Origin of the sequence: Nisaea sp. (assembly GCF_965216895.1) — a bacterium.
Lineage (GTDB): Bacteria > Pseudomonadota > Alphaproteobacteria > Thalassobaculales > Thalassobaculaceae > Nisaea.
In genome coordinates this window covers 541,272-556,653 of record NZ_OZ244205.1, presented here as the reverse complement: position 1 = coordinate 556,653, position 15,382 = coordinate 541,272, and the positions used below count along the sequence as shown (strand labels likewise).

Here is a 15,382-nt window from a genome sequence, read left to right as displayed (position 1 = left end):
AAGTGTTGGGCGAGTTCACCCATTTCGACGAGCGCGGCAACGCCGCCATGGTCGATGTCGGCGACAAGGAGATCACGGAACGGATCGCGACCGCCGCAGGAACCGTAACCATGGCTCCGGCGACCATGAAGCTGATCGTGGATGGCGGCGTGAAAAAGGGCGATGTCCTCTCCGTCGCGCGCCTCGCTGGAATCATGGGGGCGAAGAGGACGCCGGACCTGATTCCGCTCTGCCATCCTCTCGCCCTCTCCTCGGTGAAGGTCGACCTGGTCTGCGACCCCGCGCGCAATGCCGTCGACGTCACAGCCACCTGCAAACTCAAGGGCCGCACCGGCGTCGAGATGGAAGCGCTGACGGCCGTCAGCATCGCCGCCCTCACCGTCTACGACATGTGCAAGGCGGTCGACCGCAGCATGAAACTCGAGAATATACGCTTGATCCGCAAGTCCGGCGGCAAATCGGGAGACTGGCATGCCGAGTGACCTGCTGCCGGTGGAAGAGGCGCTGACGCGCATCCTTTCGACGATGCCGCTGATGCCCGCTGAGGAAGTCCCTCTGACAGAAGCGCATGGCCGCACCGCAGCTGCCGATATCGCGGCCCGGCGGACCCAGCCGCCGGAAGCGGTCTCCGCGATGGACGGGTATGCTGTCCGCGGGGTGGACGTCGCAACGGCCGGCGCCAGGTTGAAGCGCATCGGGACCGCGCCCGCCGGACATGCCTTCGCCGGCACCGTCGGTCCCGGCGAAGCTGTCCGGATCTTCACCGGCGGCGCCCTGCCGGCAGGGGCCGACACCATCGTGATCCAGGAAGATGTGATAGCCAGCACCGAGGCGGACGGCGCCGCGCTCGAGGTGACCGAGGCCTCCAAGACCGGCGCCTTCGTGCGCGCGGCCGGGCTCGATTTCCGCGAGGGCGATGTCCGTATCAGGGCGGGCAAGGTGTTGACGGCACGCGATGTCGGCATGGCCGCGGCGATGAACGTGCCCTGGATCGAGGTGCGCCGCAGACCGCGCGTCGCGATCCTGCCGACCGGCGACGAGATCATCCGGCCGGGCGATCCGACCGGACCGAACAAGATCGTCAGTTCGAACAGCTACGCGCTGGCCGCGCTGGTGCGTGCCTGCGGCGGCGAAGCGACGCTGCTCGGCATCGCGCCCGACACGGTGGACGGCATCCAGGCGATGGTGCGCGGGGCGCGCGGCGCCGACATCCTGATCACCACCGGTGGCGCATCGGTCGGCGAACACGACCTGATCCGTCAGGCCCTCGGCACCGACGCGTACGGACCGGACGGACTGGAGCTCGATTTCTGGAAGATCGCGATGCGGCCGGGCAAACCGCTGATCTTCGGGCATATAGCCAGGACGCCGCTGCTCGGTCTGCCGGGCAATCCGGTCTCGACCATTGTCTGCGGCACGATCTTCCTGCGCCCGGCGATTGCCACCATGCTCGGTCGGACGGAACCACACACGACCGTTCTGAAGGCGCGGCTGGCCAAACCGCTGAAGCAAAACGACCGGCGGCAGGACTATCTGCGCGCGGTCTATCGGCTCGACGAAAACGGCGAGGCCGTTGCCGAGGTTTTCGAGCGGCAGGACAGCTCGATGCTTGCCCTGCTCGCCGAGGCAAACTGCCTGCTGATCCGCCCGCCACACGCGCCCGCGGCTCCGGAGGGCGAAAAGGTGGACATCATCCCACTCGGGATCGGTTCCATTTCAATCTGATCCTTCCGTGCAATCAAAGCCTTGACGCGACACAGGAACCAAAGTAGAACATCCAAGATGTTTATCTTTTGTTCCCAAGGGAACCGGCGCGGGAGTCTCTGATGCTCACGAAAAAGCAGCACCAGCTATTGCTTTTCATTCAGGAAAGATTGGAAGCGACCGGCGTCTCTCCCTCTTTCGACGAGATGAAGGATGCGCTGGACCTGAAATCGAAATCCGGCATCCATCGCCTGATCACGGCGCTCGAGGAACGCGGCTTCATCCGACGCCTGCCGCACCGGGCACGCGCGCTCGAGATTCTCCGTTCCCCGGATGCCAGTTCGGCCGCGCCGGGCACGATGGCGCACCCGGCGGCGCTCGACCGCCCGGCCAGCCGCGGTTTCACGCCAAACGTCATTCCGGGCAATTTTACGCGCGCCACGCGCGATGAGGAGACTGCGGCAGAGCGCGCGCCTCAGGCACCCGCGCATTCCGACGAGGAAATGATCGATCTGCCCATGATGGGACGTATCGCCGCCGGCACGCCGATTGAAGCCTTGCGGGACGACAGTGCGCGGGTCGCGATCCCGGGCTCCATGATCCATGCAGGCGAGCACTACGCGCTGGAAGTCGCCGGCGATTCAATGGTGGATGCCGGGATCCTCGACGGCGATACGGTGATTATCAAGCGGTGCGACACCGCAGACAATGGCAGCATCGTTGTCGCTCTCGTCGACGAGCACGAGGTCACGTTGAAGCGTCTGCGCCGCCGCGGCCATGCTGTTGCGCTGGAGCCTGCGAACCCGAATTACGAGACCCGGATCTTCGGTCCGGACCAGGTCCGGATCCAGGGCTGTCTCGTCGGCCTGATGCGGAAATACTGAGAAAGCAGAGAAACGCCCCTCGCCGGAGAAGGATCAGCGGGTATTGGCGCCCCAGATCACGCCGAGATCGGCGATCTGGACATCCGCCTGCTTCTTCTCCCGGGCGCGCACAGAAAGAACATGGCGCTTTTCTTCCTGCGCCTTGTTGATGGCGACGCTCTTGATTTCGCGCCGGTTGGTCAGCGGGATCTGGTCGAAAACAGACGTCGCCCATTCGTGACGCGCGGCGTTCTCGACCTCGTCCGACGCTTTCTTGATCGCGATATAGGCAAGGTTTTTCTGTCCCACAACGTCGGACACAGACGCGGCCAGAATATTCAACGCGCGCTTTTTGACCGTATCCGCCACTCCAGGCCCACCTTCCTGAGAAAGAAACTCTCTAAGGAGTTGAATCTTATCGTTTATTAATATGCTTTATTTTTTGACAAAATTCAATCTTTTTTAGCTTTGGGAAATACCCTCCGTCCCGTCCATGGCCGGTCTCCGCGGACGTCACGGGAATATACCACTTCGGGTGCCCCACCATCAAACCAGACCGCGATCGAGCCTCCCGGACGAAGCTCCCGAGGTCCGAAGATCAGACGGGGACGGATACACCCCTTTGGCACCCGAATCCTGGTCACCAGGATATCGGCCTTGAGACAGTCGTCACCGAGAGATTGCGCGCTCGAGGACCATGTCACGGTTCCGATGCCGGCAGCCTCGAACACGCACCCAAGCGGATCGCATTCGAAACGCCGGCCCCGCCCGTTTTCCGGCAGGCCCGCGCGGCGGCGCCAGACTAGGGTTTCGAATCCGCTTCGCCCAGAGTTGGTCGCCAGTTCCGCATCGGTGTGAACCCCGATCAAGCGGCCCCGGTCGCTGATGAGAAGTGCTGGAGGAGGCCATGGCGAAACCAGGAGGAGAATGGAGGCCAGAATCAGGGGTGCTGCTCCGAGATAGCGCAAGCGCGAACGCCACAGGCAGAGCCAAAGCCCGGACAGGGCCGCCAAACCCGCAACCCAGCCCGGCGCGGCGCCAACCGCATGCGTCGCATAGGGCCAGCTCTGGATCTCCGCGGCGAGCGACAGCACCAGAGACAGCCCCCACCCCATCGGCACCAGTGCAACGGACTCCCATCCAAGCGGCATCAGCACAAGGGCGGCGACTCCCCAGGGCATGATCCACATTCCCGCCGCCGGAACCGCCAGAAGATTGCTCGCGACACCGTAGAGTGCCGCCTTCTGGAAATGATGGAGCGCGACCGGCAGGGTCGCGAGGGAGGCCACCAGAGAGGTAAGAGCGAGCAGCAGCAAATGGCGGACAGCCTTGCGGAACGGCCCGCCAGAACGGGGCGGACCGCGCCAGTACCCGGTCTCGTACACGGCGACAAGCGCCGTGACTGCGGCAAAGGAGAGCTGGAAGCTGGCACTCAGGAGGTAGTCCGGCCTGACGAGCAGGATCGCCAGCGCCGCAAACGCGATCAACCGCATCGAAATCGCCCGGCGGCCAAGTACGACCCCGCACAGGACAATCGCCGTCATGACGAAGGCACGCAGCGTCGGTACCGCGGCGCCGGAGAGCAGCAGATAGAACGTCGCGAAAGACAATGCCGCAACCGCCGCGATCGCGCGGGTCGGCCATAGCAAGGCCGTTCTTGCCGAAATGCTGAGGAGCAGGCGCACGAAGCCGAAGACGCAGCCGGCGACCAGCCCCATATGAAGCCCGGAAATGGCGAGCAGATGGGCGATCCCCGCATCGCGCATTGCCGTTTCCGCCGACCCGGAGATCCAGTCCCGGTCGCCGACAAGAAGCGCCGCCGCCAGCGCTCCGGTATCGCCGGGCAAAGCGGCACGGATTCGCTCCGACAGAACCTGCCGGAGGTCTTCCAAGGTCCCGGCCTTCCCGCCACCGTTCCCGTCGGCTTCGGCGGAGTGCGGCGCCAAGGCAAACCCGACGGCCCCGATACCGTCGAAGAACAGCGCGCGCTGGAAATCGTAGGCATAGGGAGTGACCGGCGGCGGAGGTGGACGGAAACGGCCAAATACCCGGATCCGGTTGCCGGGGGCCGGGGCCGTGTCCCGTTTCAGCAACAGGATGCGTGCCCTTCCGGGCAGCGTCTCCGCCGGCAGCCGCCCGAGGCTCTCGACGCGCAGGATTACCCTGCGGCCGCGCGGTGTCATGCGAACCGCTTCCACCATACCGGCGACGGCGGCGGTAACACTCCGCTCAAGAACCGGCGCAGCGACGTTCATCGTTCGGAACTGCGCCGCGCTGAACCCAGCCGCACCCGCCAGCAGAAGTCCCGCGGAGAAGACGGATCCCCACCTGCGGCGTCCCACCAACAGCGCGAACGCGGAGATCAATATCGCTCCCGGTCCGGTCCAGAGTGGCGGCTCGAACGGCAGATCAAAATAGATCAGGATGCCTGCGGCAAAACCGACCGGAAGCCAGAGTCCGGCCCGTTCGCGCTCGGCCTCCTGAAAACGCGCCAGTCCCGCCGCCGCCGCGACCAGGCGCGTGCGGCTCTTCGTCCAATCTCGCACTGCCACGGCCAATGTGTTAAATAGCCCCGCGCCCGTAGGGCCGAGACCCCGCCGGCACAGCCAGACCCACAGGAATCACGAGAAACCGCCCCATGTCCGTCGTTACGCGCTTTGCTCCCTCGCCGACCGGCTTCCTCCATATCGGCGGAGCCCGGACCGCGCTCTACAACTGGCTCTATGCGAGGCATACGGGCGGAAAATATCTGGTCCGCATCGAGGATACCGATCGCGCACGGTCCACGCCCGAAGCGGTTCAGGCGATCTTCGACGGCCTCGACTGGCTCGGTCTGCTCGGCGACGAGGAACCGGTCTACCAGTCGACCCGCCTCGAGCGGCATGCCGAGGTCGCGCTGGAACTGGTGAAGAAAGGCCGCGCCTACTACTGCTACTGCACGCAGGAAGAACTCGCGGCGATGCGCGAGGAAGCCAAGGCGGCCGGCAAACCCATGCGCTACAACGGCATGTGGCGCGAGCGGGACCCCGCCGAAGCGCCGGCCGGCATCGATCCCGTGGTGCGCCTGAAAGCCCCGCTCGAGGGCGAAACCACGCTGGTCGATCACGTCCAGGGAGAGGTCACCGTGCAGAACCAGCAGCTCGACGATTTCGTGCTGCTGCGCGGAGACGGCACGCCGACCTACATGCTCTCCGTCGTGGTCGACGATCATGACATGGGTATCACCCATGTGCTGCGCGGCGACGACCACCTGAACAACGCTTTCCGCCAGGCCGCGCTCTATCGCGCCATGGACTGGGACGTGCCGGAATTCGGCCATATCCCGCTGATTCACGGCGCGGACGGAGGCAAGTTGTCCAAGCGCCACGGGGCGCTCGGCGTCGATGCCTACCGCGAAATGGGCTATCTGCCGGAAGCGCTGAACAACTACCTGCTGCGCCTCGGCTGGGGCCACGGCGACGACGAGATCATCTCTTCCGAGCAGGCGATCGAGTGGTTCACCCTGGAGGCGGTGGGCCGCTCGCCCTCGCGCTTCGACCTCGCCAAGCTGGAGAACCTGAACGGACACTATATCCGCGAGGCCGACGATGCCCGCTTGACCGAACTCGTGGTCTCCGGTCTCGACGACGTTGACGATATCGGGCGCGCCCGGATTCTGAAAGGCATGAACGGCCTCAAGCAACGCGCCAAGACCGTCGTCGAGCTGACGGAAAACGCCGCCTTCTACGCCGCCTCCGTGCCGCTGCCGTTCACCGAGAAGGCCCGCGGTCTGCTGACCGAAGAGGCGATCGGCCACCTGACGACACTGAGCCAGCGCCTCGAAGACCTTCCCGAATGGACCGAAGAGGCGATTGAGCGCGCGGTGCGCGAAGTCGCCGAAGAAGTGGACCTGAAACTCGGGAAACTCGCCCAGCCATTGCGCTCGGCTTTGACCGGATCCACTGTTTCTCCGGGGATTTTCGAGGTCGCGGCGGTGCTGGAACGTGCAGAAACCCTCGCCAGACTCAAGGCAGTTTGCGGCACTGCACAATAGGGACTAATATCCGCCGCGATTTAGCGGCAATGCTGCTCCGATGGAATGCGGAGCATCCGCCCAACGAGAACTAAGGGAAGCTCAGGATGACCAAATCAAACACCGGCAGCTTTACGCTCACCGACAATCAGAGCGGCAAGAGTTACGAACTCCCCGTCCTGAAAGCCTCGGTCGGCCCGGACGTGGTCGATGTACGGAAATTCTACGCTGAGACCGACCACTTCACCTACGATCCCGGCTTTACCTCGACCGGCTCTTGCGAGTCCGGCCTGACCTATATCGACGGTGACCAGGGCATCCTGCTGCATCGCGGCTACCGGATCGAGGACCTCGCCGCCAATTGCGGTTTTCTCGAAGTTGCCCATCTGCTGCTCTACGGCGAGTTGCCGAACAAGGCGCAGAAGGCCAAGTTCGATCATGATGTCACCTATCACACGATGGTGCACGAGCAGCTCAGCAACTTCTACCGCGGCTTCCGGCGCGACGCACACCCGATGGCCATCCTCTGCGGCGTCACCGGAGCGCTGTCCGCCTTCTATCACGATTCCACGGACATCAACGATCCGCACGCCCGGATGGTCGCTTCTTTCCGCCTGATCGCGAAGATGCCGACCCTGGCGGCCATGGCCTACAAGTACTCGATCGGGCAGCCGTTCAACTATCCGAAGAACGATCTGAGCTATGCCGAGAACTTCCTGCACATGATGTTTTCGGTGCCGGCCGAGGAGTACAAGATCGACCCGGTACTCGCCAAGGCGATGGACCGTCTCTTCATCCTGCATGCCGACCACGAGCAGAACGCGTCGACCTCGACGGTCCGCCTCGCCGGCTCTTCCGGCGCCAACCCGTTCGCTTGCATCGCCGCCGGCATCGCCTCGCTCTGGGGTCCGGCGCATGGCGGAGCGAACGAGGCCGTGCTCTCGATGCTCAACCAGATCGGCCACAAGGACAACATCAACGAATTCATCAAGAAGGCGAAGGACAAGGACGATCCGTTCCGCCTGATGGGTTTCGGTCACCGGGTCTACAAGAACTACGATCCGCGGGCCAAAGTCATGCAGGAAAGCTGCCACGAAGTACTCGAGGTGCTCGGCGTCGAGGATCCGCTGCTCGAACTGGCGATGGAACTCGAGAAGATCGCGCTCGAGGACGAATATTTCGTCGACCGCAAGCTCTTCCCGAATGTCGATTTCTATTCCGGCATCGTGCTGAAGGCGATGGGCTTCCCGACCTCCATGTTCACCGTGCTCTTCGCCGTCGCCCGCACTACGGGCTGGGTCGCGCAGTGGAAGGAAAGCGTCGAGGACCCGCAGGCCAAGATCGGCCGCCCGCGCCAGCTCTATACCGGCCCGACCGAGCGTCCCTTCGTTCCGCTCGACAAGCGCTGAGCGTTCCGGTTACGGAAAAAAAGACGGCGGCACTCAGGTGCCGCCGTTTTTCTATGTCGGATCTCAGAAACACGCTCAGGTCGGCACCGGAGAAATCCCGGCGGCTTCGGCGACAATGAGCGCGGCGGTGTCAGAGGGAGAAATCTCACCGGTACCGAGCGCGGCCCGCAGATCCCGGGCCGCCGCCGCACAGTCGGCCCGGGCACGGGTATCGTCGAACATCCTTGCCGCCGCGACCGTGAGCGCCTGAGGCGTGCAGTTCTCCTGCAGAAAGAACGGCTGCACCACCCGGCCGAGGATCCGGTTGGCGAGGACAACGGCATCGAGATTGACCAGTCTCCGGCCGATCGGCGCAGAGAGCGGGCTAACCTTGTAGGCAACGACAGTCGGCACACCGGCGAGGGCCAGTTCCAGCGTGACGGTACCGGAAGCCGCGAGCGCGACGTTCATGGCGTCGAAGGCATCGTATTTGTCCGCCTCGCCCTCGAGTACGACCGGGTTACCCGGCCAGTCCGTCACCGCGTCCTTGACCAGATCCGCAACTCCGGAAACGGTCGGCACCAGGACCCGGAGGTCAGGATATCGCGCGACCAGCCGGCGCACACTGTCGGCAAGAGCCGGCATCAGGCGGCGGACCTCGCCTGGCCGGCTGCCGGGCAGCACCCCCAAGACAGGCGCTCGCGGCGGGATCTGCGCACGCGCGCGCAGACGCGCTCCGTCCCCCGGGGGCTGCGTCGATGCCGGATGCCCGACAAAGCTCGTCCTCAGGCCGTGCTCTTCGAAGTAGGGCGGTTCGAAGGGAAACAGTACCAGCAGCCGGTCGAGGAAACGGGAAATCGTCTTGGCCCGCCCCGGACGCCAGGCCCAGACCGTAGGCGCAACCATGTGTAAGAGCGGAAACCCGATCGCGCCGCCCTTCACGCGGAGCTTGTGCAGGCGCTTATGCACCCGAAGACTGAACGCCTTCGAATCCACGGTGACCAGGACATCCGGCTGTTTCTCGCGTATGTCGGCCACGGTCTGCCGGATCCGGCGTAGCAGCTTCGGCGCATGGGGCAGAATCTCGAACACACCCATTACCGCCATTTCGGAGACCGGGAAGAGGCTCTCCAGCCCTTCCTGGCGCATCAGGTCGCCACCGACGCCCGCAAAGCGGACCTGTCCGCCGGTCATGCGCTTCAGGGAGCGCATCAGGCCGGCCCCAAGCACATCGCCGGAGGCCTCCCCCGCGATCAGATAGACAAGCGGCGCGCGTGCCTCCACCGTACTCATCGACTGTCGTCCAGAACCGCGGCAATCCCGGTCAGGAAGAGCTTCTCGGCATCCGCCGCTGCCACCACGGCATCCCGATCCACAAGAATGGTTGCGCCGGACTCGACGGCGATGCCCCGGAAACCGGCGCTGACGGCGCTGCGGACGGTGTCGACGCCGATGGTCGGCAAATCCGCGCGCCGCTCCTGGCCGAGTTTCTTGATCTTGACCAGAACCGGTCCCGCCGCACCGTCGCGCTTGACCAGGCCCGCCCGTGCGATCATGGCGTCGGTGCCCTCGACCGCCTCGACCGCCAAGACCAGCCCCTCCTGGACCGCGACCGCCTGGCCAACATCGGCCGGACTGAGCGCCATCAGGACTTCGAGCCCGCGGGCGATGTCGTGCTCTGCCTCCTCGCTCGGAGCGGTCGCCGTAAGCGTTCCCTCCGGCATCAGATATCCGCCCAACACATCGTCGATCCCGACCACCCTGAAGCCGTCGCGCTCCAGTTCTTCGATAATCAGGGACAACAGGCCGTCATCGCCAAAGGCCTTGCGGCCGGCGCGCGCCAGGGCCTTGGCAGACCGCATGTCGAGGCTGAGATCGGAAAAGGCCGGGCGCCGCATCGGGCCGGCCATCACGACCTCCTCGACGGAGGCTTCCCGAAGTCTCTTCAGGGTTGCGCCGGTCGCCCCGAGACGCATCCAGGCATGCTCCAGCCCCTCGACCGTCGCCGGATCGGTTTGCCCTTCGAACGCGATCACGAAGACGGTGTCTCCGCCCTCGAGGCGGCGTTCGGCGATCCGCCGGGGCAGCACCCCGCCGCCGGCCAGAATTCCGAGCTTGGGCATGGCCCGGCCTCAGTCCTTGCTGGGCTGACAGATCGCGCCGCGGCTGCCGGTGGCGCGAATGAAGGCGACGATTTCCGCGACCGCCTCGTGGTCCTCGTATTCCCGGGCGACCTCTTCAACCCGCTCCTGGAAGGTCCCCTCGTCCGCGAACAGCAGTCGATAAGCCTTGCGCAACTCTGAGATCTGCTCGGCGGTAAAGCCCCGGCGCTTCAGACCGATAAGATTGAGACCGGAGAGTCGCGCCCGGTCGCCCATGACGGTACCGAACGGAATGACATCGTTCTCGACACCGGTAAGCCCGCCGATCATCGCGTGCTTGCCGATGCGGCAGAACTGACGGACCGCACTGAGACCGCCGAGGATGGCGAATTCGCCGACCGAGACATGCCCGGCGAGCGTGGCATTGTTCGCGAGAATCACGTTGTCGCCGACAGCACAGTCGTGCGCGACGTGGGAGCCAGCCATGAACAGACAGCCGTCACCGACCTTGGTCAGCATGCCGCCGCCCTCGGTGCCGGGATTCATGGTCACGTGTTCGCGGATCACGTTCTTCGCGCCGATATGGAGCTCCGACGGCTCACCGCCATATTTCAGGTCCTGGGGTATCTGTCCGATCGAGGCGAACGGAAAGATCTCCGTCTCCGCGCCGACTCTGGTGCGGCCCTCGATCACCACATGCGATTTCAGGCGGCAACCGTCGCCGAGCACAACATCCGGCCCGATGACGCTGTACGGACCGATCTCGACGCCGCTGCCGATCTGCGCCGCCGGGTCGACGATCGCGCTCGGATGGATCTTGCGCTCTGTTGATGCCATCGGCTCTATTTGTCCACGATCATGGCGGAGAAGGTGGCCTCGGCGACCAGATTTCCATCGACTTTCGCCGCGCCGGTGAACTTCCAGACCGGCCCGCGATTGCGTGCTTTCTCGACATGGATCTTGATCTGGTCGCCCGGCACGACGGGCTTGCGGAAGCGGGCATCGTCGATGGTCATGAAATAGACCAGCTTGCCTTCGGCGTCGGGGCCAAGCGTCGCAACGACGAGACAGCCCGCCGTCTGTGCCATCGACTCGATGATTAGCACGCCCGGGAACACCGGACGCGCCGGAAAGTGTCCCTGGAAAAAGCCTTCATTGATGGAGACATTCTTGATCCCGACCGCCTTGACGCCGAGTTCGATCTCCTCGATACGATCCACCATCAGGAACGGATAGCGGTGCGGTATCAGCTCCATCACCCGGTTTACATCGATATCGGTCCGCGTGACGCTTTCGGTCTCTGAATCTGCGGCGCTCATTTGCTCTCCTGGTCTGTCTTGCGTCGCCCCAAGGCTTTGATCGCCGCAACCTGTCGGCGGTATTCATTTATCGGTACGGCGGGCGCACCGCCGATTTTCTGCCCCGCTTCGACGGTATTGCTGATCCCGGACATCGCCGCGACCTGGACCCCGTCCCCGATCTCCAGATGTCCGGCGACACCGACCTGTCCGGCCAGGACCACGTAATTGCCGATCCGCGCGCTTCCCGCCACGCCAACCTGACCGCAGATAATGCAGCCTTTTCCGATCTGTACGTTGTGGCCGATCTGCACCAGATTATCAATCATCGTACCACGGCCGACCACGGTGTCCGGCCCGCTCCCACGATCGATGCAGCTGTTGGCGCCGATCTCGACATCGTCCTCGATGATCGCCCGGCCAAGTTGCGGCATCTTGATCAGTCCGGTTTCGTCGACCTCGAAGCCAAAGCCGCAGGTACCGATCCGGGCGCCGGGATAGATCACCACCCGCTCTCCGATCAGGCAATGGCTCAGGGACGCGTTCTCGCCGATCACCGTTCCGGCGCCGATCTCGACGGCACGCCCGACAGCGGCCCCGGCGCCGACACGGACCCCGGCGCCGAGTCTTGCGCCGGCCGCAATGCTCGCACCCGGGCCGACGAAACAACCGTCGCCCAACATCGCCGTCGGGTCGACATGGGCCGACGGATCAATGCCGTGCACCTCTTCCTCTTCGGGGTAGAACAGCGCGGCGATCTTGGCGAATGCCCGGCGCGGCCGCTCGCTGACGATCAGCGCGACCGAATCCGGAGCGCGATCCGCAATGTTGCGCGGCAGCAGACACACGGCCGCCCCGGAGGTTTCGAGTGCACCGACATAGCGGCGGTTCTCGACGAAACAGATATCCACCGCAGTGGCGCTCTCGACCGCGGCAATATCCTCGATGATGAAACCGGGATCAGAGCATTGAATCAGCTCGCCCCCTACCCGATCGGCCAGCTCAGCGATGGAATAGCTTCCGGATTTCTTGAAGAATCTCTTGTCCGGCATGACAGCGGCGCCAGCGCTAGTTTGCTGCTTCGGAAAAGGTCACTTCGACCTTCGGCAGACGCTTGTTGAGCCGGAGCATGACCTCTTCGGTCAGATCGATCTTGCGGTCGCCGAGAAAGATCTGGTTCTTGAACAGGACCAGACCGACGCTCGCCTCTGCCGCAACATCCGCGACGATTTCGATCATCGCCTCGCGCACCTGGGCGTTGGCACGGCCGAAGGCCTGATCGAGCTCGCGCTTCATGGACTGTCCGTCGCGCTGCAGTGCCGCGACTTTCTCCTGATGCTCGCGCAGGCGCGCCTGGAACACGTCGTTCGCAAGTATCGCGCGCTGCTGCGGCAACGCCTTTTCCGTTTCGCGGACCTCGGCTTCGCGCTGCTGGTACTCCTTCTCGTAGATCTTCCGGCGTGCCTCGACCTGCTCGCGGATCACCTTCGCGGCGTCGGCCTGCCGCATGATGAGCTGGGCATCGACCACGGCAACGCTCACGGGCTCGATCTTGTTCACGGCGCCCGCCGGAGCGATCGCGACGGCAACAGTCAACGCGAGGACAAGCCCGATCCCGGCAAGTAACCTAGAAGCGCGTTCCGAAACTGAACCTAAAGATTTCAGTGTCATCGACATCTTCCTTCAAAACTGCTTGTGCGACATCGATGCGTATCAGACCGAAAGCCGTGGCCCAAGCGATACCGGTGCCGACGGATGCCCGCAATTTCGAGCTGTCGACAATTTCGGCGCCGCTCTCGTCGATGCCATAGAGCGAACCGACGTCGGTAAAGACGAAGCCTTTGATTCCCAGATCGCCCGGAAGCCCGAGCGGAAAGCCGACCTCGGCAGTACCGACATAGTAAGTATTCCCGCCCAGCGCGTCACCACTGGTGGAGTCCCGGGGGCCGATACCGTTGCGGGCGAAACCGCGGAAATTGTTCCCGCCGACGAAATAGCGCTCGGCGATTCCGACATCCTCCCCAAGACCGAAGATGTAGCCGCCCTCTCCGATCAGACCGAGGACATAGTCCTCGTAGATGGGGACGTAATAGGCACCGCGCAGATTGGTCCGCAGATGGGCGACGGTGCCGCCAAGTCCGGCAAGATCGTTGGCAATACTCGCAAACAGCCCCTCTGTCGGATCCGACCGATTGTCCCTCGTGTCGTAGGAAAGCACATGCCCGACTTGCGAGACCGTCTCGGAGCCTTCCTGATCTCGGACGAAGCGAGAGGCATCGTCCTCGACATCCCTGATTTCCGTCGTCTTGAGTAGATAGTTCACCGAGTGTCGTAGGTCGTCGGCCAGTTCGTACCCCGCACGGAGACGGACACCGGAGCTCTCTTCCTTGAAGGAACTGTCGTCGGTTTCGTCACGGAGGATCCGGAACAGGTCGAAACCGCCGGCCACATCGCGGTCCATGAAATACGGCTCCGTGAAACCGACATCGAATTGCTGGCGATTGACCGAGCCCGAGAACTTGACGCGCAGATCCTGGCCGCGTCCGAGCAGGTTGCGCTCGCGGATGCCGATATCGCCGATAATGCTGTCCACGGTGGAATATCCGACGCCGAATGAAATCTCTCCGGTCGACTGTTCTTCCACGGTGGCCGTGATGACGGTCCGATCCGGCTGCGAGCCTTCCTGGTTGGTAACATCCACCTTTTTGAAGAATCCGAGATTTCGGATTCTGCGGTTTGAGCGGCGCATTTTCGAGGTGTTGAAGGCGTCCCCTTCGGCAAGCTGGAATTCTCGCCGGATCACCCGGTCGAGGGTGCGGACATTGCCTTCGATATTGATACGCTCGACAAAGACCTTCGGCCCCTCACCGACGAAGAACGTAATCGCGACGGTCCGCTCTTCGCGGTCCTGGGTCGGTTGCGGACGCACATCGACAAACGCAAATCCGAGGGTCCCGAGATAATCGGTAATCTGGTCGACCGCATCGTCGACTAGATCGGCGTCGTAGGTATCGCCGGGAATGGTTTCGATCATTGGGCGGAGCGCCTCCGCCTCGATGCCCTTCAGCCGGATGTCGAAATCAATGTCACCGAAAGTGTATTGCTCGCCTTCCTCGACTGTGAAGGTGACAACAAAATCACGCTGGTCGGGCGTCAGTTCGGCAACCGCGTTCACAACCTTGAAATCCGCATATCCCTCGCTGAGATAATGACGCCGGAGCAGTTCGCGATCGAAGCTCAGGCGGTCCGGGTCATAGGTGTCTGTCGTGGTCAGGATGCGCCAGAACGCATATTCCTTGGTCTGGATGACGTCCCGCAGATCCGAGTCGCTGAACGTCTTGTTGCCGATAAAGGAAATCGAACGGATCCGGGTCAGCGGTCCCTCGTCGATCTCGAACACGAGATCGACGCGGTTCTGTTCGAGCTGGATCACCTTGGGCTCGACGGTGGCGGCGAAACGTCCGCTGAGCCGGTAGACATTCAGAATGCGCTGCACGTCCTGCTGCACGCGGGTCCGGGTGAAAACCCGCCGCGGCCGCAATTCGACCTCTCGCTCGATTTCGTCGTCGGTGATCCGCTTGTTGCCTTCAAAGGCAATACGGTTGATCACCGGGTTCTCGACCACGGTAACGGTCAGGCGCCGTCCCTCGGGGCGAATGCTGACATCGGCGAATAGGCCGGTACCGAAGAGAGCCTTGAGGGAGCGGTCGAGCATCACGGCATCCGCGGTGTCGCCCACCTTCACCGACATGTAGGAGCGGACAGTGTCCGGATCCACGCGCTGGGTCCCGACCACTTCGATCTCGTCGATCTGCATGGTCTGCGCCGTGGCGGACGCGACGGTACCGGGCAGCAGCGGCGCCGTAAGGAAACACGCCGCAACGACCGCAATGGCAACAAACGAACGGGCAAGCGCCAGTCGTGCCGACACGTCAAACTCCGCCATCAATTCTTATAACCCTGTTAAGGTCAGCTCGGTGGCGGACTATAGACGGGATGGAACACTCATTAAACC

Annotated in this window: 14 protein-coding genes; 5 read left to right on the top strand and 9 right to left on the bottom strand. The window is 63.5% G+C overall.

Annotated features, from left to right (window positions below; genetic code table 11):
• Positions 1-5: 5 nt before the first annotated feature.
• The 3 genes from moaC (at position 6) to lexA (ending at position 2,588) form a co-directional block, all read left to right on the top strand.
• A complete protein-coding gene (moaC, locus tag ACOOE1_RS02620) occupies positions 6-482 on the top strand; it encodes a cyclic pyranopterin monophosphate synthase MoaC (protein ID WP_420404791.1) in 477 nt (158 codons plus the stop codon).
• Positions 472-1,725 (top strand): gephyrin-like molybdotransferase Glp, encoded by a 1,254-nt coding sequence (gene glp, locus ACOOE1_RS02615; RefSeq protein WP_420404790.1) that lies wholly within the window; start codon positions 472-474, stop codon positions 1,723-1,725. Before moaC ends, glp begins: the two co-directional genes overlap by 11 nt.
• 101 nt (positions 1,726-1,826) lie before the next feature.
• A complete protein-coding gene (gene lexA / locus ACOOE1_RS02610) occupies positions 1,827-2,588 on the top strand; it encodes a transcriptional repressor LexA (protein ID WP_420404789.1) in 762 nt (253 codons plus the stop codon).
• Positions 2,589-2,621: 33 nt separating this feature from the next.
• Here the strand turns inward: lexA and ACOOE1_RS02605 are convergent, their stop codons facing one another.
• Both ACOOE1_RS02605 and ACOOE1_RS02600 read right to left on the bottom strand, forming a co-directional pair.
• Positions 2,622-2,888, bottom strand: a complete 267-nt coding sequence (locus ACOOE1_RS02605; RefSeq protein WP_420404788.1) for a hypothetical protein — start codon at positions 2,886-2,888, stop codon at positions 2,622-2,624.
• A gap of 131 nt (positions 2,889-3,019) precedes the next feature.
• On the bottom strand, positions 3,020-5,113 hold the full coding sequence (locus ACOOE1_RS02600; protein ID WP_420404787.1) for a ComEC/Rec2 family competence protein: 2,094 nt from the start codon (positions 5,111-5,113) through the stop codon (positions 3,020-3,022).
• A 92-nt stretch (positions 5,114-5,205) separates the two neighbouring features.
• Here ACOOE1_RS02600 and gltX point away from each other — a divergent pair, with 92 nt between their 5' ends.
• Together gltX and ACOOE1_RS02590 are read left to right on the top strand one after the other, a co-directional pair.
• Positions 5,206-6,600 (top strand): glutamate--tRNA ligase, encoded by a 1,395-nt coding sequence (gene gltX / locus ACOOE1_RS02595; RefSeq protein ID WP_420404786.1) that lies wholly within the window; start codon positions 5,206-5,208, stop codon positions 6,598-6,600.
• 86 nt (positions 6,601-6,686) lie between these two features.
• Complete coding sequence (locus ACOOE1_RS02590; RefSeq protein ID WP_420404785.1) at positions 6,687-7,988, top strand: citrate synthase; 1,302 nt, start codon at positions 6,687-6,689, stop codon at positions 7,986-7,988.
• A 75-nt stretch (positions 7,989-8,063) separates the two neighbouring features.
• On the opposite strand, the gene lpxB is transcribed toward ACOOE1_RS02590, so the two are convergent.
• The 7 genes from lpxB to bamA are packed head-to-tail and all read right to left on the bottom strand — an operon-like array spanning position 8,064 to position 15,298.
• Positions 8,064-9,260, bottom strand: a complete 1,197-nt coding sequence (gene lpxB / locus ACOOE1_RS02585; protein ID WP_420404784.1) for a lipid-A-disaccharide synthase — start codon at positions 9,258-9,260, stop codon at positions 8,064-8,066.
• Positions 9,257-10,090, bottom strand: a complete 834-nt coding sequence (locus tag ACOOE1_RS02580; protein ID WP_420404783.1) for an LpxI family protein — start codon at positions 10,088-10,090, stop codon at positions 9,257-9,259. Before ACOOE1_RS02580 ends, lpxB begins: the two co-directional genes overlap by 4 nt.
• A gap of 9 nt (positions 10,091-10,099) precedes the next feature.
• Positions 10,100-10,906 carry an acyl-ACP--UDP-N-acetylglucosamine O-acyltransferase gene (gene lpxA / locus ACOOE1_RS02575; protein WP_420404782.1) on the bottom strand — a complete coding sequence of 269 codons (807 nt, stop codon included), beginning with the start codon at positions 10,904-10,906 and terminating at the stop codon, positions 10,100-10,102.
• Positions 10,907-10,911: 5 nt separating this feature from the next.
• Entirely contained in the window at positions 10,912-11,388 is a 477-nt protein-coding gene (fabZ, locus tag ACOOE1_RS02570; RefSeq protein ID WP_420404781.1) for a 3-hydroxyacyl-ACP dehydratase FabZ, read from the bottom strand.
• A complete protein-coding gene (gene lpxD, locus ACOOE1_RS02565; RefSeq protein WP_420404780.1) occupies positions 11,385-12,419 on the bottom strand; it encodes a UDP-3-O-(3-hydroxymyristoyl)glucosamine N-acyltransferase in 1,035 nt (344 codons plus the stop codon). Before lpxD ends, fabZ begins: the two co-directional genes overlap by 4 nt.
• Before the next feature lie 16 nt (positions 12,420-12,435).
• A complete protein-coding gene (locus ACOOE1_RS02560; protein ID WP_420404779.1) occupies positions 12,436-12,963 on the bottom strand; it encodes an OmpH family outer membrane protein in 528 nt (175 codons plus the stop codon).
• 31 nt (positions 12,964-12,994) lie between these two features.
• Positions 12,995-15,298 carry an outer membrane protein assembly factor BamA gene (gene bamA, locus ACOOE1_RS02555; RefSeq protein ID WP_420404778.1) on the bottom strand — a complete coding sequence of 768 codons (2,304 nt, stop codon included), beginning with the start codon at positions 15,296-15,298 and terminating at the stop codon, positions 12,995-12,997.
• Positions 15,299-15,382: the final 84 nt, after the last annotated feature.

What these genes read in the sequence shown, in the direction of transcription:
- glp (WP_420404790.1), top strand. Translation starts at nt 472, where the DNA reads ATGCCGAGTGACCTGCTGCCGGTGGAAGAGGCGCTGACGCGCATCCTT.
- lexA (WP_420404789.1), top strand. Translation starts at nt 1,827, where the DNA reads ATGCTCACGAAAAAGCAGCACCAGCTATTGCTTTTCATTCAGGAAAGA.
- gltX (WP_420404786.1), top strand. Translation starts at nt 5,206, where the DNA reads ATGTCCGTCGTTACGCGCTTTGCTCCCTCGCCGACCGGCTTCCTCCAT.
- ACOOE1_RS02590 (WP_420404785.1), top strand. Translation starts at nt 6,687, where the DNA reads ATGACCAAATCAAACACCGGCAGCTTTACGCTCACCGACAATCAGAGC.
- lpxB (WP_420404784.1), bottom strand. Translation starts at nt 9,260, where the DNA reads ATGAGTACGGTGGAGGCACGCGCGCCGCTTGTCTATCTGATCGCGGGG.
- ACOOE1_RS02580 (WP_420404783.1), bottom strand. Translation starts at nt 10,090, where the DNA reads ATGCCCAAGCTCGGAATTCTGGCCGGCGGCGGGGTGCTGCCCCGGCGG.
- lpxA (WP_420404782.1), bottom strand. Translation starts at nt 10,906, where the DNA reads ATGGCATCAACAGAGCGCAAGATCCATCCGAGCGCGATCGTCGACCCG.
- fabZ (WP_420404781.1), bottom strand. Translation starts at nt 11,388, where the DNA reads ATGAGCGCCGCAGATTCAGAGACCGAAAGCGTCACGCGGACCGATATC.
- lpxD (WP_420404780.1), bottom strand. Translation starts at nt 12,419, where the DNA reads ATGCCGGACAAGAGATTCTTCAAGAAATCCGGAAGCTATTCCATCGCT.